This window comes from Paraglaciecola mesophila KMM 241 (assembly GCF_000315015.1).
Lineage (GTDB): Bacteria > Pseudomonadota > Gammaproteobacteria > Enterobacterales > Alteromonadaceae > Paraglaciecola > Paraglaciecola mesophila.
Genome location: NZ_BAEP01000023.1, coordinates 178,021 through 196,993, shown reverse-complemented (window position 1 = coordinate 196,993; position 18,973 = coordinate 178,021). Strand labels below are relative to the sequence as shown.

General features: G+C 41.3%; 22 protein-coding genes and 1 pseudogene. 10 read left to right on the top strand and 13 right to left on the bottom strand.

The window, feature by feature from the left end:
• Positions 1-67: 67 nt before the first annotated feature.
• The 6 genes and pseudogenes from GMES_RS05875 to pspA form a co-directional block, all read right to left on the bottom strand.
• Positions 68-826: a TIGR04219 family outer membrane beta-barrel protein gene (locus GMES_RS05875; RefSeq protein WP_006991685.1), complete on the bottom strand. Its 759-nt coding sequence runs from the start codon at positions 824-826 to the stop codon at positions 68-70.
• A 3-nt stretch (positions 827-829) separates the two neighbouring features.
• Positions 830-1,816 carry a DUF2333 family protein gene (locus GMES_RS05870; protein ID WP_006991684.1) on the bottom strand — a complete coding sequence of 329 codons (987 nt, stop codon included), beginning with the start codon at positions 1,814-1,816 and terminating at the stop codon, positions 830-832.
• A gap of 9 nt (positions 1,817-1,825) precedes the next feature.
• The gene (locus GMES_RS05865; RefSeq protein WP_006991683.1) at positions 1,826-2,269 is read right to left on the bottom strand and encodes a copper chaperone PCu(A)C; all 444 of its coding nucleotides are present in this window, start codon (positions 2,267-2,269) and stop codon (positions 1,826-1,828) included.
• 115 nt (positions 2,270-2,384) lie between these two features.
• Positions 2,385-2,843, bottom strand: coding sequence for a hypothetical protein (locus GMES_RS05860; protein ID WP_264367907.1), 459 nt, complete (start codon positions 2,841-2,843; stop codon positions 2,385-2,387).
• Positions 2,795-2,929, bottom strand: a pseudogene (locus GMES_RS22155) (PspC domain-containing protein); the annotation flags it as partial. The gene GMES_RS05860 and the pseudogene GMES_RS22155, both read right to left, overlap by 49 nt.
• A gap of 75 nt (positions 2,930-3,004) precedes the next feature.
• Positions 3,005-3,664, bottom strand: coding sequence for a phage shock protein PspA (gene pspA / locus GMES_RS05855; protein WP_006991680.1), 660 nt, complete (start codon positions 3,662-3,664; stop codon positions 3,005-3,007).
• Between the two features lie 348 nt (positions 3,665-4,012).
• On the opposite strand from pspA, the gene GMES_RS05850 reads away from it, so the two are divergent.
• From GMES_RS05850 to GMES_RS05830, 5 genes are read left to right on the top strand one after another with little or no spacing between them, the layout of a single operon-like run.
• Entirely contained in the window at positions 4,013-4,306 is a 294-nt protein-coding gene (locus GMES_RS05850) for a hypothetical protein (protein WP_006991678.1), read from the top strand.
• Between the two features lie 4 nt (positions 4,307-4,310).
• Positions 4,311-5,006, top strand: a complete 696-nt coding sequence (locus GMES_RS05845; RefSeq protein ID WP_006991677.1) for an SDR family NAD(P)-dependent oxidoreductase — start codon at positions 4,311-4,313, stop codon at positions 5,004-5,006.
• Entirely contained in the window at positions 5,003-6,346 is a 1,344-nt protein-coding gene (locus tag GMES_RS05840) for an ANL family adenylate-forming protein (protein WP_006991676.1), read from the top strand. Before GMES_RS05845 ends, GMES_RS05840 begins: the two co-directional genes overlap by 4 nt.
• Positions 6,347-6,394: 48 nt before the next feature.
• A complete protein-coding gene (locus GMES_RS05835; RefSeq protein ID WP_006991675.1) occupies positions 6,395-7,051 on the top strand; it encodes an acyltransferase in 657 nt (218 codons plus the stop codon).
• A gap of 6 nt (positions 7,052-7,057) precedes the next feature.
• The gene (locus tag GMES_RS05830; RefSeq protein ID WP_006991674.1) at positions 7,058-8,116 is read left to right on the top strand and encodes an acyltransferase family protein; all 1,059 of its coding nucleotides are present in this window, start codon (positions 7,058-7,060) and stop codon (positions 8,114-8,116) included.
• 20 nt (positions 8,117-8,136) lie between these two features.
• On the opposite strand, the gene GMES_RS22660 is transcribed toward GMES_RS05830, so the two are convergent.
• The 3 genes from GMES_RS22660 to dusA all read right to left on the bottom strand — a co-directional run bounded on the left by GMES_RS22660 (position 8,137) and on the right by dusA (position 9,830).
• Positions 8,137-8,295: a hypothetical protein gene (locus tag GMES_RS22660; protein ID WP_162832577.1), complete on the bottom strand. Its 159-nt coding sequence runs from the start codon at positions 8,293-8,295 to the stop codon at positions 8,137-8,139.
• 10 nt (positions 8,296-8,305) lie between these two features.
• Complete coding sequence (locus GMES_RS05825) at positions 8,306-8,584, bottom strand: hypothetical protein (RefSeq protein WP_006991673.1); 279 nt, start codon at positions 8,582-8,584, stop codon at positions 8,306-8,308.
• 214 nt (positions 8,585-8,798) lie between these two features.
• Positions 8,799-9,830 (bottom strand): tRNA dihydrouridine(20/20a) synthase DusA, encoded by a 1,032-nt coding sequence (gene dusA, locus GMES_RS05820; protein ID WP_039986704.1) that lies wholly within the window; start codon positions 9,828-9,830, stop codon positions 8,799-8,801.
• Positions 9,831-9,961: 131 nt separating this feature from the next.
• Between dusA and GMES_RS05815 the strand changes: the two genes are divergently transcribed.
• The 3 genes from GMES_RS05815 to GMES_RS05805 all read left to right on the top strand — a co-directional run bounded on the left by GMES_RS05815 (position 9,962) and on the right by GMES_RS05805 (position 13,289).
• Entirely contained in the window at positions 9,962-11,062 is a 1,101-nt protein-coding gene (locus GMES_RS05815; protein WP_006991671.1) for a tyrosine-type recombinase/integrase, read from the top strand.
• A gap of 52 nt (positions 11,063-11,114) precedes the next feature.
• A complete protein-coding gene (locus tag GMES_RS05810; RefSeq protein WP_006991670.1) occupies positions 11,115-12,302 on the top strand; it encodes a tyrosine-type recombinase/integrase in 1,188 nt (395 codons plus the stop codon).
• A 180-nt stretch (positions 12,303-12,482) separates the two neighbouring features.
• Positions 12,483-13,289 carry a hypothetical protein gene (locus tag GMES_RS05805; protein WP_153811054.1) on the top strand — a complete coding sequence of 269 codons (807 nt, stop codon included), beginning with the start codon at positions 12,483-12,485 and terminating at the stop codon, positions 13,287-13,289.
• A 60-nt stretch (positions 13,290-13,349) separates the two neighbouring features.
• Here GMES_RS05805 and GMES_RS05800 read toward each other — a convergent pair whose 3' ends face one another.
• From GMES_RS05800 to GMES_RS05790, 3 genes are all read right to left on the bottom strand, one after another.
• Positions 13,350-13,700 (bottom strand): hypothetical protein, encoded by a 351-nt coding sequence (locus tag GMES_RS05800; RefSeq protein WP_006991668.1) that lies wholly within the window; start codon positions 13,698-13,700, stop codon positions 13,350-13,352.
• A 272-nt stretch (positions 13,701-13,972) separates the two neighbouring features.
• Positions 13,973-15,238 (bottom strand): Y-family DNA polymerase, encoded by a 1,266-nt coding sequence (locus tag GMES_RS05795; protein WP_006991667.1) that lies wholly within the window; start codon positions 15,236-15,238, stop codon positions 13,973-13,975.
• Entirely contained in the window at positions 15,238-15,642 is a 405-nt protein-coding gene (locus tag GMES_RS05790) for a LexA family protein (RefSeq protein WP_006991666.1), read from the bottom strand. The genes GMES_RS05795 and GMES_RS05790 overlap by 1 nt, the downstream gene beginning before the upstream one ends.
• A gap of 987 nt (positions 15,643-16,629) precedes the next feature.
• Here GMES_RS05790 and GMES_RS05785 point away from each other — a divergent pair.
• Together GMES_RS05785 and GMES_RS05780 are read left to right on the top strand one after the other, a co-directional pair.
• Positions 16,630-17,037 carry a hypothetical protein gene (locus tag GMES_RS05785; RefSeq protein WP_006991665.1) on the top strand — a complete coding sequence of 136 codons (408 nt, stop codon included), beginning with the start codon at positions 16,630-16,632 and terminating at the stop codon, positions 17,035-17,037.
• Positions 17,027-17,230, top strand: coding sequence for a helix-turn-helix transcriptional regulator (locus GMES_RS05780; protein WP_039986700.1), 204 nt, complete (start codon positions 17,027-17,029; stop codon positions 17,228-17,230). The genes GMES_RS05785 and GMES_RS05780 overlap by 11 nt, the downstream gene beginning before the upstream one ends.
• Before the next feature lie 1,115 nt (positions 17,231-18,345).
• On the opposite strand, the gene GMES_RS05770 is transcribed toward GMES_RS05780, so the two are convergent.
• Positions 18,346-18,969, bottom strand: a complete 624-nt coding sequence (locus GMES_RS05770; protein ID WP_006991661.1) for a DUF6988 family protein — start codon at positions 18,967-18,969, stop codon at positions 18,346-18,348.
• Between the last annotated feature and the right edge of the window lie 4 nt (positions 18,970-18,973).

Sequence of the window (18,973 nt, the reverse complement as noted above, 5' to 3'; positions counted from 1 at the left end):
AAATACTAATTTTTTATTACTTAATGGACTGAGCGAAAAGTCAACAAAGCGCTACAGCCCAAATATCTTAAAAATGTACTTCAACACCAACAAACGCGCCACTGAATTCAAAGTCGGTGTAAATACCATCTAAGTCATCTAGTTCCATCTTTAACTGGCGGTAGCCAAGCTGCACTGTAGCGTCAATAGCGATATTATCGAGCAAACCATATGTGATCGCCGCTTGATAATCTGAAATGGTGTTATCGTCGAACGCTAAAAAACTCCCTTCTACATATGCGCCCAACCCTGTGAAAGGTACGCCTACAGCGACGCGAGAATAAAGCATTGGCACAAAACCAGAGAAGTCTTGTGAGGCATTCTGTGTAGCATCACCTTGTTCTTCTACATAAATGTCGCCGTCAACATGCTTAGCGTTGATACCTAAGTCAAAACTTACTAGGTCATTATCAAACAATTCATAATAAGCAATATAATCAGTGCTGACTAAATCAAGTGATGTATTGACCGTGGTGTTCGCTGAAAACAACTCTGAACCGTAGGTCATGCTAGATGACAGCACGGTTTCCCCATTGGTATCTAGCCCTGTACGTTGTAATTTAATATTTGGTACGAATGGCACAGGGTGCTCAAGCGCAACATAGAAGCTACCCTTGGTTTCATCTTCAAAATTAAAATCAACGTTATTATTGCTATCAGAAAACCCACCGGATGTTTCCATATCCCATGCTTGCGCTCCCGCATATACGCCTAAAAGAGTGTCTGCTTGGCTTGAAAAACTTGAAAAGGCCAATACCAGTGCACCAGCACAGAGTGATTTGTTCATTCGTTATCCTTGATTTAATAGTTCTGAAAGTTCAATTAAAGCAGCATTCGCACGGGAAATATAGTTCGCCATCACTAACGAATGATTTGCTAACATGCCAAAGCCACTGCCATTTAAGATCATGGGGCTGAAAATAGACTCTTGGGTAGATTCAAGCTCACGAATAATTTGCTGGACGCTGACTCGCGCATTCTTCTTGTCTAATACATCTGCGAAATCAACTTCAACCGCTTTTAAAAAATGAATTAATGCCCAACTTGCGCCGCGAGCCTCATAAAAGTTGTTGTCTAACTGAAACCAGCTGGTTTGCTCACGTAGTTCTTCAGCAGGGATTTTTCCTGCGCTACTGTCACCCGCGAAGCTTGTATCAAGCCTGTCTTGTCCTACACTGACACTTAATTTTTGCGACAAATTGCCTAGTCTTTTTTCAACTTGTTTTACCCAATCACGCAGGTTATCGGCGCGAGCATAAAATTGCGCCGTGCCTTGGCGGCTTGTCGATAAACTTGCGCGATACTGATACAGCTTATCGATAGCATCTTGATACTGAGATTCAGCAGAAGGTAAAAGCCAACTGCGGTGATCAATATTTAGTTTTGGCTGCGCATCAGTCAAAAATGGATTTTCGCTAGATTGTGACTGAGAGCGGCTAATATCTTTTCGCATAGACAAAGCCAAGTCTCGCGTCATCTCTAGCGCACCAAACTCCCAACTTGGCATATTATCCATAAACAACCCTGGCGGCATGACATCATTAGACAGGTATCCACCAGATTTATTCAGCAGGGTTTCTGTTACGGTAATCAAGCTCGTCGTCAAGGTATATCCGGGGACTATTTTTTCGTTGTGTTGCTGGGCGTACTCTTGAGCTGTCTGCTTAGGATTAAACGGGGCGGGTTCAAAGCTCCAATAAATAGCAATGAGCCAAAAAATTAAAAATAGTATTGCTGCAATACTCAGCAACCATTTTGGGGTTAGGTACTTTTGCATGCTCACCTCCTAGTGATGATGATGTTGATTGGGGGATACGACAACTGCGCTAAAATTGATTTGCTGACCGTCTTTTGTGATTAACGCTAAGGGTATAATTTGCTCTTTTTTCAGAGGCTGTTTCAACCCGAAAATCATCATGTGTAGGCCTCCGGGCGCAAATTTAACGGTTTCTCCGGCGGGAATAACAACCGCATCTTGTTTCTTCATGCGCATGACTTCACCTTGCATAATGTGGTTATGCAGTTCTGTTTTTTCAGCAATATCGGCTGAGCCTCCGACTAAAGAAACATCCTGATCACTGGTATTGGTTACGGTAAAATAAGCAGATGTATTAGGCACACTGGGCGGTAACAATCTTATTGTAGCATCAGAAATTTCTACTACGGCAAAGGCAGCATTGGTTAAAAAAATCAGAACCATAGCCGTTAATTTTACTATATTCACTGGCATCTACTCTTCCGTTTAAGTGAAAACAGAATTATTCAGTAAATTTCAACAAGATGCTACCCATTCCAGTAGATGGGCGTCCATGCCCCACGATTATACGGGAAAAATCAACCGATGATCACGAGTAACTATCGTTGCTTTTTTTGTCTTTTAGCAGCCATATTATGATAATTGCACCTAGCAATATTGGCCAGATACTACTCAAACCTGCAAATACCAGTGCGCCCAATATAGCAAATATGGTAAACCCAATAGCTGCAACAACACTAAGCGCAACTGCGAATCCAATCATCACTAATACAACACCCACAATAACTAATAAAATTAACGACGTTATCGGCTCTACGAAATCACTGTCGAGTTGCAGGCGAATATCGAGCAAATCTGACGCGGCATAACCAAGGCTGTAAGTTATTAAGATGGCAATTAACACTGCCAGCGCTAGGTTCTTGAGAACATTCATGGCCGTGTAGGCAATAAAAGTACTGCCATACCATATGCAACGGCGGTGGGAACCGGTAACAAAAGCAGGCTTAAAATTGCTGCAACGCGTATTGCCCAGCGCGGCTGATCCCAATGTTTTGCTAATCCTGCGCATACACCTGAAATTTTGGCGTGCAATGCATCTCTATGAAGTCTGTTTATATTTATGTAATCTCTCATGTCATTCTCCAAATTTGAGGTGAGCCACTTCCCGTTTCTGCTGGCACCTCTAACTACTCAATCGGTTCTGTGTGCTTATGCGACTTTTTTTCGCAGCTCAGCAAGCTGTTTTTCTATTTCTTCGCTTGCTTCTAATTCGGCTAATTCAGCATTCAGGCCTTTTGTTTCACTGACCAAGTCAAATGCATCAACTTGCGCTTCTAGGTCATCGATACGGCGCTCGTATTGGTCAAACTTCACGATAGCTGTGTCGACTTTGTTGTACGCATCTGAATGTCTAAGCTTTAAGCGTGAACTTTGAGTACGTTGTCTTATCAGCAAGGTTTTTTGTTTCGCTTTCGCTTCAAGTAGCTTGTCATTTAACTGGCTACTATCGCTTTGTAGTTTATTGACAGATTCTTGAACTTCGTTTAGTTGTTCATGCAGGCTATCTAAAGCTTGATCTACTCGCTGTTTTTCACCTAGAGCTGCTCGAGCAAGATCTTCCCGCTCTTTTTGTAAGGCGATCTGCGCTTTGCTCTGCCAATTCGCACTTTCAATTTCAAGTTTACTGATACGACGCTCAATCTGCTTCTTATCAGCCAACACCGTCGCGGTAACGGAACGTACCTCAACTAATGTATCCTGCATCTCTAAAATGAGGTGCTTGATCATTTTTTCTGGATCTTCAGCCTTATCTAATAACGCATTAATGTTTGATTGCACGATATCTGACATTCTTGAAAGTAAACCCATAATAAATCTCCACTTGGTTAGGTTTATTGGTTGTACATGTTGTGCAACCAACCGTTATCTATTTACTAGCCTGTTACAAGTGTTGTGCCATATGAAGAATAATACTTAACCTCATGAAATTTATAGCTTATTTGTTTTTGTATCGATCGAGCAGAATCATACCTTTAAGAACAAGTGGTTATTTTGACCAATCAGTTAGTGAAATTAACGATTGGGAAACACGTTTTTTTCTAAAAGAGGGCTATTTAGAGTTTGCAGATTGATATTTTCTGCGCGTATGATGAGTGCAGCTGGTTATTTATTAACCAGAACTGTTCGATGGCTATCTTTACGCTAAGGAATAAGCATATGACCCACGACGAAATTCAATCACTCGTTTTTGCAGCACTTGAACTCACAAATCAATCTCGCGAAGACGACGCCCAAGTCCCCATATCACCCGAGACGGCTCTTTTTGGTAAGCAAGGTCACCTAGACTCTATGGGGCTAGTCGCATTGCTCATCGATATTGAGGACATGCTGCTCGACCAAGATATTCAAGTCTCTTTAAGTGACGAACGCGCCATGTCGGCCGCCAATAGTCCTTTTAAAAACGTCAGTTCTCTCGTTGAGCATATCGATAAACTTTTATCAGGGGAATAACCCGATGCAACAGATACTTGTTACTGGTGCGAGTCGTGGGCTCGGGTTATCAATGGTTGAACACTTATTAGCGCAAGGGAATATCGTATTTGGATGCGCTCGTGGTCAGAGCGCTTTTTCACACAAGAATTATCATCACTTTGAAGCAGATGTTTCGAACGAAGAAGACGTCAGCAATTTATTTATTCAAATAAGAAAGTCGTTCAAGTACATCGACGTGTTAATTAATAACGCGGGGGTTGCACGTATGAACGCGTTCGCGCTGACTCCTTTTAAAAATATGCGCGAGACCATAGACGTGAACTATGCGGGTACTTTTATGTGCTGCCAAAAAGCAATCAGTCTACTCAGAAAATCAGCAAACCCTCGGATCATCAATATGAGTACCGTCGCTGTGCCGATGAATCTAGAGGGAGAAGCGGCTTATGCCGCGTCAAAAAGTGCTGTTGAATCATTAACACGTGTACTCGCCAAAGAACTAAGCAGCTTCAATATAACCTGCAACGCAATCGGACCTTCGCCAATAGCCACAGACTTAATACGCGGCGTGGGTGAAGAAAAAATAGCACGCCTAGTCAAGCAACAAGCGATACAGAAAATGGCGCAGCCGGAAGATGTACTTAACTTAATCGACTTTTTCATTAAGCCACAGAGCAAAATGATTACAGGTCAGATCATTTATCTAGGAGGGATATCATGACAGTACAATTTCTATTGGACAAAATGGCAGAACTCGAAAACCAACAAGCCGTCGCAGTTGGCAGCAATGTTATTACGTATGCAGAATTACTGACCAAATATCATGCTTGGCTTAAGTGGATAAAAGAAGAGCAAATACAGCCGGGAGAAGTCGTTAGTATCAAATCGGATTATAGCGCTGATAGCATCTCTCTGTTTTTGGCACTGACGCATAATCGCAATATTATTGTGCCGCTATCAAATGACTCAAAGGCCCATTTTGATAGCTTCTGTGATATCGCTCAAAACCAGTACGATATTATTCTCGGTGATGGCCCTGTTACGTTAGTTAGAACCAATAATCAACCAAACCACGAGCTATACCAGGTTCTTCGCGGAAGAAATCAACCCGGTTTGGTATTATTTTCCTCTGGCTCAACGGGGAAAAGCAAAGCAATATTTCATGATTTATCACAGCTCCTCAATAAATTTACCGTCCCTCGAAAAATGATGCGCACCCTAGCCTTTTTGCAGTTTGATCATATTGGAGGCGTGAATACGTTACTTTACACTTTGGCAAATGGCGGTACGGCAGTGGTGCCTGCGAAACGAACCCCAGAATCTGTGTGTGAAGCAATCGATACACATCAAGTAGAAGTACTACCTACTTCGCCTACCTTTATTAATTTGCTGTTGCTCTCTGGCGCGGCTGATGACGCTGACCTTAGCTCACTTAAACTGATTACTTACGGCACCGAAACCATGCCTGACAGTACTCTAGCAGCGATAACTGCTAGGTTTCCAGAGACCAAACTACTGCAAACCTATGGCTTGTCTGAAGTCGGTATTTTACGCTCAAAATCTCGAGACTCGAAGTCCCTGTGGGTAAAAGTAGGTGGTGCTGAGTTTGAGACCAAAATCGTAGACGGACGTCTTTGGATAAAATCGGAATCAGCCATGCTAGGCTATCTTAATGCCCCCTCTCCCTTTGATGAAGACGGCTTTTTAGACACTGGCGACCAAGTTGAGCAAGATGGTGAGTGGATAAAAATATTAGGCCGGCAGAGTGAAATCATTAACGTAGGTGGGGAGAAGGTCTATCCCGCCGAAGTCGAAAGTGTCGTTTTGGAAATGGAGGGAGTAGAGGACGCCGCCGTGTATTCTATTCCTCACGCGATAACAGGAATGGTCGTCGCTATCGAGGTGAAGCTGAACACGGAAGAAACATTATCAGAATTCAAAGTCAGAATGCGCAAACATTGCTCTTCCAGCTTACAGCAATACAAAATCCCTAGAAAAATAACTTTAATTGATAACTATACTCACAATGCACGTTTTAAAAGGATGCGTAAACGATCGTAATTATTTGATACGCAATGACGATATTACGACCTAACAAGGATATTGACCATGTATAGCACTATCAAATTAATTATAAATCGTATTTGCCAACTTGTTGTTTTACCTCTGGCTATCACTTGCTGGTTAGAAACCAAATTAAGCCCGCATTCTGAAGCCGTTTTTGCATTTTGGACGCACATCGTTTCAATATTACCAGGGCTGCCAGGCGTGTTTTTGCGAAGAGCATTCTATTCACTGACCTTAGAGAAATGTTCACTTAATAGTCATATTGGTTTTGGCACTATTTTCGCTCACCGAGGCACGGTCATAGAAGACAATGTCTACACCGGAATTTACTGTTCAATAGGCTCTGCATATTTAAAAAAGAACTGCTTAATAGGCAGTCATTCCAGTTTGTTAAGCGGAAACACCCAACACCAGCGTAACGAGGAAAATGGTGAGTGGATGCCATTTTCGAAAGACAACATTAATCGAATCGAAATCGCAGAAAATGTCTGGGTCGGCGAGGGCGCCATCATACTCGCCAATATAGGAAGAGGCTCTTTAGTAGCCGCCGGTGCTGTCGTTAATACCAATGTAAAAGCAAACATTGTTGTTGCGGGCAATCCTGCAAGATTCGTTAAAAGCTTCGAGCCGAGCTCTAATAATACAACCACCAAAGTAAAGGTGAGCGAAGAAATTTTAAAGTCTCAACCTGAGGTGTGATTACAGATGGATAAAGTACGTAGTGATTTTGTAGACTGGATGAAAGCAGTAGGCATGTTTTTAATTGTATTTGGACATTTTTTTGGCGACCCGTTTAATCAATTTACCCAACCTGTCTACCCTAAACAATTAGGTGTGGCCATGTTTGTTTTTATTATGGGATGGGGGCTAGGTAAAGTTAATAGTACACATTATCAAGTGGGTTATAACAGAATATTCCCTATGTTCTTTTGGGGGGGCATTATTGCGCTGTTCATCAGTATGATCAGCTTTTTTGCTATACAGGACTTAGCGGAAAGTAATTACGCTCCCCTTTTTTTGGGGATCAACGTCATATTTAATTTCTTTCCCGCGAATCCAACAACATGGTTCATTGGCACCTATTTACACATAATCCTTCTCTGGGTCATTGTTTTTCGTCATATTAAGATTACCCCAATAGTGCTTTTTTTGAGCCTGATTTTCGAAATTGTATTTCGTAGTTACTTCATTAACGATAATTCCATTTTTATTGCTTACATGTCATTACCAAACTGGTTGACTCTATTTTTGCTAGGTATGTACATGTGCCAACAGAAGGATCATTCTAGTTCAAGTGGATTGATGGTAAGGGTTATAGGTTGGGCGGGGTTTCTCATAATTTGGGCTATTACGCTTAATAATTTCGACGTTTCAAATCGTTTCCCTTTTAAAAGTATTGAAATTAGCTCTCAATTTATCAACGCGTTAACCACTTCAAGCATCGTTTCAGTAGTATATCTAGCCAATACCTTATTTAGTATTGCTGTATTCAGTCGTATTAAGGCCGGTCGGATAGTGCGATTCTTCTCGCGCAATACCATTATTGTTTTTATAGGTCATATGCCGCTTTATTTCGTTCTTGAACCGATTGTCCGGGTCGTATTTCCCAGTGGTTGGCCAAAACGATTGTGTATTGTTCTTATTATGTACATCGGACTATCTTGGCTGTCTGAATTACTACACAAATGGATAAAAGTGGATTCGATTAAAAAGTGGGGATGGGAGAAAATAACGCGGTTTGTGCCAAAGCTGGCTAAACCTTAACATTTCAACAGCGATCAATACTACAAAGAGTGACCGCTGTTTAAGTTTGAGCTATTAAGGCTAGAAGATGTAGCTACGTTTTCCTGCAACGATACGATGACGGAAAACAAAATAGCACCCGCGATGTACGCGACAACTGGTGCAAATAAGAGCGTGATAAGAGTGTTATGGTCGAACATAATCATCTCCTTATTCTGCTTGGTTTTTATCTTCTTCTTTTACATTTAAATCAGTGATAGTGACTTTGCTTGCATATACAGGCTCATTACTATTAATGCTAAACATGTTGCTAGCTGTCAGTACTGCTTCTTGAATACCATACTGGAGTTCAGTTTTAGTTGTCTCTATGGTTTTCACCATCATGCCGCTAACAAATTGCTCTAAGTTCACTTCGGCTGCTGATGCATGTGAGCTAAATGCAAAGGTAGACGTTAAGGCGATCGCTGCGATAGTTGATTTAGTAAACATAATATTTCCTCTTTTCGTTAAATGATTAAATGTTTTGATTTTTTTTAAACACTTTAGTTAAGTCGAGTGAAATATTGCGAGAGTTGTGCCAAGTGCAAAATATTTTATAAGCCGCTGATTTATAGACATTAATTAAAAAGTTAATAACGCCAGAAAAATCAGAGTAGGTTAAAAATGCAACAGGTTAGTAAAATCCACCACAGGAGTGGTTAAATTAACTAACCCTACTATCTTGGTACGCTTTTGCAGTTGCGCGCGCCTCTTCAACCGCTGCCAATGCGTTAATCAGTAATTCTGGGCCGACCTGCAAGCCATTCTTACTTTGCCCAGTGCCATGTTGGCTCAAATAACGTCGCCAAATACGCCCCCCAGGTTGTCCTTGAAATAAACCCAACATATGACGAGCTATATTCCATGCTCGCGCGCCACTTGCCATCTGAGCTTCAACATATGGCAGCATAGCGTGTACTATCTCTTCTCGACTTGGCACTGGGCTGTCGTCCTGATAGAAACGTTTGTCCACGTCAGCCAGAATATAAGGATTACTGTAGACCTCACGCCCTATCATTACACCGTCGAGCTTCTCTAGGTGCGCGGCTGCATCATCCAGCGTTTTTACTCCACCATTGATACTGAGGTTTAACTGCGGAAACTCTTCTTTTAGCGAATAAACGCGGTCATACATCAGAGGAGGGATATCACGATTCTCTTTTGGGCTGAGACCTTTCAACCAAGCTTTACGAGCATGCACCGTGAATATATCGCACCCAGCATCAGCAACAATCTGAATAAAATCGGTTAAGTCTTTGTATTCGTCCATATCATCAATTCCGATACGGGATTTCACCGTAACAGGGATATCGACTTCTTTTTGCATCGCCTGAATACACGCCGCTACGGTTTTAGGTTCAGCCATCAAGCATGCGCCGAAACGCCCATTTTGTACTCTATCAGATGGGCAACCAACATTAATATTGACTTCGTCATAGCCCCGCTCTTGGGCCAGCACGGCACAACGCGCCATATCCACCGGATCAGACCCACCTAACTGCAGTGCAACAGGGTGCTCAGCGTCGTTAAAAGCAAGGTAATCTCCTTTGCCGAAGATAATAGCCCCCGTGGTAACCATCTCGGTATATAGCAGCGAATGTTTGGAAATTTGACGCAAAAAATATCGACAATGCTTATCGGTCCAATCCAGCATTGGCGCGACTGAAATGGTGCGATTAATTGGAGGAGTAGACACAGTTTATACCTCTATGATTTATATACATAAATTGACTAACATCGTCATTTTTACCGATTTCAAAAATAGTGATATTTCCTCTGTATTCCGTCGGTTTTAACCCTTCAGGTAGACAATAGGAAGACAAAACAATGGCGTTTTACACAGTTAAAAAGCGGCTTCGCGGGGATCGAGCCGTGTATAGTACATCTGTAACTCAAAAAAACAAAGGCAAGATAGTCTTTTCAAAATCTAAGACTTTTACCTCTAAAACAGCCGCCTTACGCTGGGCAAGGGCACTTATATTTCAGCTTGAAACTGACGAGACCAATATGTTGGTTGGATACAGGGAGGTAATACTTGGAGATTTAATTCGCGAGTATGAAAAATACAAGGCTAAATCCAATAGGCCACTAGGCAGAACTGCGATCTTTAGTTATCGAACGATTTTAAAATACCCCATATCACAACTTGTTGCATCCAAGATAAAAAGTCACGATATAGTGCAATATTGTCTCGCTAGAAAAGATTCGGAGTCACAACCGGGTCCTGCAACCTTAGCAATAGATGTAAGCCTTATTCGAAAAGTTTTAAGGATTGGTAAATCACTCCTTGGAATAAACTGTTCACAAAAACCAGTAGTAGAGTCATATCAGGCACTTTATGATCTCCAGCTCATAGCCCGTTCCAAACCTAGAAAAAGGCGACTAGAAGGAGATGAACACCAACGTCTTTTAAAGCTTTTCAAAGGAAAAGAAAAACATCAAGCAACCATTATCCCTTACAGCGCAATTTTCGAGATATCACTCGCAACGTGCCTAAGGATTTCAGAAGTTACGTCCCTACGGTGGAGTGACCTCAAAGGTAAAGAGTTCAAAATATTAGTAAGGGATAGGAAAAACCCAAATGGTTCCGAAGGAAACCACATGGAAATACCATTACTAGGCAATGCACTCTCTATAATCTTATCTCAACCTAGATCATCTGAACTAATTTTTCCCTTTGACCCTCGCTCGGTAACAGCTGGATTTCGAAGTGCATGTAAAAAGCTCGGAATAGAAAACCTTCGTTATCACGACCTAAGGCGAGAAGCGGCCACTAGATTGATTGAGGCCGGCTACACGATTGAAGAGGTTGCAACCATTACAGGTCACAAAGATCTAAATGTACTCTGGCAAGTTTACACGTGTATCACGCCAGAGCATTTACTTAAAAAAATTAAAAATTCATCTAACCCAAACGTCAGTAGATAGGTCCTATTCCCTTAAACTCAGTGCTGATTTTCCATTTGGAGTTTGAATAAAAATGTCAATCAGCACTTATAAGTCAATTAATACAGGCTGTGTAACATATAAGGTTACAGTTACGAAGAAAAGAAACGGGGTAATTATTGCGAGAAAATACAACTCGTTTACACGCTTAAATGAGGCAAAAGCCTGGGAGCGTGGAATGCGCTCACATCTTGATAACGCCGGACGGCTTGGCGATGCGATTACAGAGTTTTCTACGATAAAAGAAGCTGCTGAACTGTTAATTCGATTTTCTGACCAAGGGTTCTTTGTACTAGGAAAAACCGAACGATCTAATCTCCGAGTCCTTACTAGCAAGAGATCTGTTTTACGTAACGTTGCCCTTATTGATCTTAACGAGAAACACATCTACGATTTTTGCTATGAGCGTCGTGGCCCAAGTGCAAAAGAAGTAAAAGTGAGTCCACAGACAACGTGGTCAAACCTCACAACCCTATCTTTACTACTAGAGAAAGTAAGAAGTCGCTTTGGGGTCGCCGTAAACGCAAAATTACTCAGAGACAGAGATCTGATTAAGGGCCTTGAAAGGGAAAATTTAATAAGTAAATCACAGGCACGTAAACGCCGTGTAGCTCCAAATGAAATAACCAATATTTATGAGGCCCTTTTAAAGAGGGAAAAAATTAAAAAGGTTAAAATTCCTTATACCCTATTGTTCTTGCTTTCACTTTCCACAGCAATGCGGATATCAGAAATAGTCACTATCACCTACGAAGAAATCGACTTCGAGAAAAAGATAATTAAGCTTACTAAGTTTAAAGGTGCATCAATTGATGGATCCAATAAAGCTCTACAGCCATTGATTCGCGGCTCTTTTGAATTATTGAAACAGTACATATCGGAGAGAAAAATTTCATCAGGAAGAGTTTTCAACTTCACTGCAGGCGGAGTCACAAAAGCTTTTCGAGCAGTTTTAAAAGAGTTGAAGATTCAAGACTTGCGGTATCATGATTTACGACGTGAATCGATTAGCCAACTTATTGATATGCAAATAGCGTATAAGTCGATTATGTCAGTCAGCAGACACAAAAGCGTTCAAGTGTTCGAGGCGCACTACTCAAGCCCTGATGTAAGCAATTTAGACGATAAGCTCAATGGAAAATCGATAGTCACAAGTCATCAAGTGCTTTCTCAGATTATCAATAAATATATAAGTCAGGATATGCAAGAAGAAGCTGTTTGAGCTACTTGCTGAACGCCGTATTCAAGTCGACCTATATATTGTCATCTTGTCTCTCACATGACACAGTACATCACAAATTAATTGATTGTCAGCACTCTGTCAAAATAGGAAATATTACTCATGTGTGGAATGTGTATCGAAGGAGTCTTGCTCGGTTGTGTTAGCCATACAGGGGTAAATTTGGAAGAGTTTTACGACACTTGTGGTGAAGAAAGCTACGCTGCCTTTATTGACCCTCATGGTCTGACAGAGTTAGCTTTGGGGGATCCGCAACATGCTGAAGTTATTTTTACTCAATATTCAAACAGCCCAACTTTAGTTTGGTATTTACTCCATCATAATCAGTCAATTGCTCTTACTCGTCCTCAGTTAAAAATAATTTCCGACATCTACCATCAGTCTCTGGATGAGGAGTTGGAAGTTATCACCACTGAGTTGAAACTTTCACTTCCAAACCTTTTTTTATTGTTCGAAAATCTGCCAATAGCATCGGCATATGATGTCGACGGCCTTTTCCAACAGCTTCTTTTACAACCCGAGTTAGATTTAGCCGTCGCAGAAGCGGAGGTCTTTTTAAAGAAACTGTGTGGAAACTATCTGGCTCTACTGGGACAATTTAACGTGGAGACCTATACTGAGGCTGAGAACAGTGTGACAGACGCTGCTGTTGATAGTGTTTTAACTCAATGTCCAATATCCGTTTTTTTAGCAAAGTGGTTATTAGAACGGACACAACCCAGCAATCTAGTTCATGATCTTATACCTGTCATAGAGTTTCCTGTTCCATTTTTTTGTTCCTATTATATGGCATGGCGACGTAAAGCCACGGTCTGGTTAATTGATAACCGTAGTGAAGAACACTTCCTTTCCTTGCTCCCGAATATGTATATTGAATCACTTTATTATATTAAGCATACGATGTCGGTTTCGGTTGAACTGCAAACCGCAATTGATCAGAGGTTACGTAAGGAAAATCTAGGATGTTAGGCATTTAAATACTCATGATTCGCCCATAGAAAAAGCCAACGTAGCGTTGGCTAAGGTTTTTTACCGATTTTTCATGTCGTATTTAGCGAAAAATTCCGCAATAGATACGCCAAAAAAATCGATGAATTGTTCTAAATGTCCTTTATCTATTTGATAGCATTCGACCTTACTCTTAAACATATTAATAGCCTGATACTGATCGGGAAAAATAATGTTAGAGCCTAGGGGGTTATATCGCTCACACACATCAACCAAACTTGATGACAGCATCACATACTCTGTGTTCATTGTGTTATTTCGATACACTAAAATCCGTTCAATCTTGTCATCAGACTCAAACAAGGTGTACACCTCATCTGTTTGTTCATCAGTGCTCCAAGTGCAATTGAGGTTAGCATTATAAATAGTCATTTGATCTCCCGTGTTTTGACTTCACGGGTAAATAGATACATCGCATGAAAAATTTTAACGTTCATGTTGGACAAACTTCCGAAGCAGATTAATCTATCTATAATTTGATAAAGAAATTCTGGAGAACGGTATGTACGAAGAGCTATTTTTACTTGTCCCACTGGCAATACTGGTTGTCGGTACGATGCTGGTAATTCGCTATCCGAAAAAAACAACCACTGGTGATAAGCAAAAAGATTAAGCCTTTATCTCTAATGGTTTGAGGCTCACATCTAACAGATGATTTTGGGGATATCACTCCATTTTGTCGTGTATTGAGGGGACAGGAACTCTCGTCGCATAGCAAACTTTTGCTCGAAGCCTTTGGCGGCCATTTGAACTGTGGAACGCCCGTATTTAGCGTTAATATTATCCATACAAGACATGAGCTTAGCGTTGTCATTTGATGGGCTGAATAAGTCGTATTGAAACAGCCCCTCATCGTGCAAGTCCAATAGCCCCACACCGCATTTGTAATAACGAACACCTGATTGATAAAGCTGCACCATAGCGCTTTCAATCACGCTTACGATGTTGCGGGTGTCATTAGTCGGCACAGTAAAGCGATGAAAATACGAGCGGCGAAAATATCCTTCTGTATCATGGGGAGAACTCGTCGCAAATAGCGTCATGCTTGCGGTCAGACTCTTTTGCTTGCGCAGCTTTATCGCCACCGTTTCAGCATGGCTAGCTAACGCACTGCGTAGCTCGTTGAATTCTGTAATCCGATTACCAAAGCTTCTCGTGCTGTATATCTCTTTTTTAGCAGCACGCACACTATCCCAAGTATGGCGTACCTCACCATTTAACTCTCGCACCGTATTTTCGACAATTATTGAAAACTCCTTGCGAATTTGCGACGGGTCTCGATTAGCTAGCTGCCATGCGGTATCAATTCCTAATGCGTTTAGTCGCAAACCTAATCGTTTACCAATACCCCACACTTCCGTCACACCCATTAGTGATAGCACGTCTTTACGGATTGCCTGAGTATCTAATACTGCAACGCCTTTGAATCCTTCTACTTTTTTAGCTGCATGGTTCGCCACCTTGGCTAATGTGGGCGTTGGGGCGATACCCACACAAATGGGCAGCCTAACCTCGCGCCATACGGTTTTTCGAATCTGAGTCGCTAGGGCTGTCCAGCCTTCTTGGGGCGGCGAAGCCTCTTTACCGTAATACAAAAAACACTCATCGATGGAATATACGTTAATGTCAGGCGCGAAGCGTGCGCAGGTATCCATCATCCGCTGACTTAAATCTGCGTAGAGTTCGTAGTTGCTAGAGCGAATAACGACTCCTGCTGCCTCAAGCTCTTTCTTAACCTTAAAGTACGGCACGAACTTCTTACCCACACCTAAGCGCTTAGCAATGCCACAAGCCGCACAGATACAGCCGTCGTTGTTTGTCAGTACCACCACAGGTTTATTGCGAATTCTGGGGTCAAAGACCTTCTCGCAACTGGCATACATGCTGTTGGCATCACACAAGGCGAACATCAGAGTTGCTTCTTAAAGGGTCGATGTAAGCGAATAGAGCGTGTCACCACTCCCTCTATCTGAAAGTCGTCACCTTCTTGCAAAAAATATGGTGGAAATCGCTTACTGGAAGACAGTAAACAGCGCTGCACTTTATCGATTTTCTTACACACGAATACACCGTTGAGGTTAGCCACCACCACGTCTTGGTCTTTAATTTCTTGCGCGCGGTCTACAATCAACAAGTCACCTGAGAAAATACCATCACCTTTCATCGACTCGCCCTGGGCAACACCAATGTAGGTTGCTGAGGGGTGGTCAATTAGTAGCTGGTCTAAATCTAGGCTAAGTTGTGTGTATTCTGCCGCAGGTGACTCGAAACCAACGATACCCGCAGACGCTTTTATGGGGATAAACTTCAACATATACTGTAATTATATACAGTATTATTTTATTTGAAATGAGCTTCGTTATACTTTTTTCAGGTGAAATATGTGTGGAAGATTAAACGTAACGGATGATGAGTTTGTAAGAGGGCTTTATATCTCATTAAATAGCAAGCCTATTACCCTGAATCGGCTTGTAAGAGCTGCTAGTACAGTGCAAATCAGCAGAGAGTTTGATTCAATCTGATAGTCTACAATGAACAGACATCTTGAACTTCGCCTCGCTTGACTCAGAGTGCGGTTGATTTAAAGTTGAAATAAGCCGTTTCTCATGTAACGGATTTAGATATTTTTTTGGGCTGTATGTTTCCGATAGGATACGTGCGCTGTGCCAACAACAACGCCCACAAACAGTAATGAAATACCACAAATCACATACAACGTTATCATTCGAATAAAGCCTCTTGTTTTAGGTTCTCAGTGTATATGATTAACTTTACTAGCCATCATGAAGCTTTCTGTCAGAGTCGTTTAACAAATATAGCGAATTCAGCGCTTTTAACACCTAAGAACGATTGCTACCGGAACTAAAAAGAGGTTTTAACTCATTTACGTAATCATTGTAAATCTTGAAAATTACTCCTATGCATGACAATACATCAATAGTCAGACGGCTCCGAGCGAATACCGGACCGTCACCACCGCAATAGTGGTGGTCTGCTTCAGACAAATAGCTGACGTTTAAACTTGCTCACCGCTGCTCCAGGTCTGTGCACAAGTAAAGATCGCCGTTTCCTAATTGCTTATATAGCGCGTTCATCGTCCTGCTGACGCTGACTTATAGTCATTAAGTTCTCTTAAAAATATCTTTTAATATTTCACAAAATGTAATAAGTACCTATCTTATTGTCAGGTTTGCTTGACTACTTAGTGCGTCACATGTAATGCTAGCCTTACACTATATCAATCTATTGTGACAAAATTACAATATGTTGAGAGAATAAGGTAACTTCAGGAGAGCTAAATATGAGTAATGAATTAGGTAAAAAGGAACAGAAGTTTTTGGTCAAATTTATGTTGCATATTGCAATGTTTTTAGCGGTTTTAGCGTTATCAGTGGTATTGAATGAGACCAATGATTTGTCTATATACAGCACGGGATTCCTTGCAATGTCACCTGTGATTCCGGTGATATTTTTATTACAGCTTGTAGTAAATCATTATCGGTCATTGGATGAATACATCCAGAGGGTAATGGGTGAAAGTTTGCTTTGGGCTGTAGGGGTTGTTGGTTGTGCGGCAATGGCTTATGGTTTGCTCTCAGAAATGGTTGAAGTGCCGACTATTAGTCCAGCATTTATGTTGCCAGCAATCGCAGTTATCTTTGGTGTAGCGCAGTCTATTAAACTAGCGAGCGATACCCATGAAGAATAGGTTGCGGGTACTTCGTGCAGAAAATAGATGGTCTCAAGCAGCTCTTGCTGAAAAGTTAGGAGTGTCACGTCAAGCCGTGAATGCCATAGAAACAGGAAAACATGATCCTTCTTTAACTCTTGCTTTTGCTCTTGCAGAGACTTTTGGAAAAAGCATTGAAGAAATATTTTGTCCTAAAGAGCAAAACAACTAGAAAATATGTGTTTTCTTTGTGCTTTGTCTAATACTTATTGCTACGCTACGGCAACTAAGCATCTTTTAGAGCAATTCTACCATAATTATGTGAACTACCCATAGTCTCCAGAGCGGGGCTTGATTTTATTTCGTCCGCTCTACGTACAAAGTGATCGTTGAAAACATTCAATCCCAACGTCGCCTTATGGCACTTAAGCGACTAACGGCTACGAGCTAAGCGATCGCATGCTTCCATAAACTACAAAAATCAAAGCGGTTACTTAACTTTGTTCTGACCTCGATAGTTTAGTAGTTTAGGATAATGAACATTGAGACTGAGTCGTCGTTATTAATAATTTCAAGGCAGGCGTTCGATAGCAAGACTTATGCTTCCGGATAACGAAAACTTCATTATTAGAAGAATCGTTTGGTTAATAACAACATAATTGGGTAGAGCAAATGAGCAGGTTGTCACTAAAGCCGAGATATTGGTATGCGGCAGAGTTCTATGATGAAGCTTTTGGTGACGAGTTAAGATCTTATTCACCTATTAAAGTAAATAACGTCATTCCTAAGGGAGGACGTAAGTTTCACCTAGATTTTTATCATGCGAATTACCCAAGCGGTGTTCAAAATAAAGGTTATGATCTTCAGACTATTGAGCGAAATAAGCATTTCATTTTTGCGCAATCTCTGGGGAATTCGCCTAGGCTGCTTCTCATTTACCCTATCAGGTTTGATTGGTTGAACCAGCACTTTAATTTGGACACCCGAAGCGACCTTGCGGTACATGAGTGGCTAAATCTCAATGTTTAGCTGTCTGTTTGGATTAAGAATAATAAGTCAGTGATGCTGTATTCCAGCAAAAATAATCCCTCGTGCTTTTGGAACTGGTTTAAGCCGCGGACAACAGTTTGCTCTTCGCCCACACTTTCCCCAAACTATCAAACCTTCTGTCTTATAACCCTCTTTGTCTTCACCAAATAAGCTCTCCATCTGCTCAGCCATACTTTTCATAATGCTAGCTCTACGAGAGTGACGTTGTGCTGAAGTTGAGCGTTTCGAGTTCTGCGGTTCGGCATATTCTTTATGGCTGTCCTATTTAATTCTGAATAAGTTATTTCCAAATTAGGTTTATTCTTTGGGTAGTAGATCAGGCAAACAATCTTCATGGCGGTATTGAATGCGTATAATATCTTTAATAATCAAAGGATTACCAGTTAATATCGCGGCCATCATTGCAGTCATGCTTAACAATCCATTAGAAGATTTTATAATCTGTTCAATTAGTTGCACTGGATAGCCACTGCCATGTCGTTGTAAAGCGTGAATACCTGCATGAACATATGAGTTTAACGCTTTCCATTGTACGTTCCGAAACTCTTTAAACATCAAAACAGCTTCATCTGGTGCTTTACCATCCAATGCTTTAATCATCTCGGCATTGTTTGGCTTTTGATCCGCATTTTGTGAGAGTTCACTTAGCGTAGAGAATGTATTTTTAACTTTTTGATCACTTGCAGCATAAAATAACCAAGCGGCCCTAGTTATTGCTTCGAACTGAGAGCGGATAATACATATCGCAGACGTATAGTTGCCACACATAACCAATTGTCGAAGACTACTGGCATGCTCCACAGCGACCATGCACATTATCCAACTCGAAGAAGTGCGTTTACTCTTATCAACAGGGCCATACTCAAAAATTCGACAAAATTCGCTGTTTAATCCTTCAGATTTTTCTAATAGATCTTCCATACTA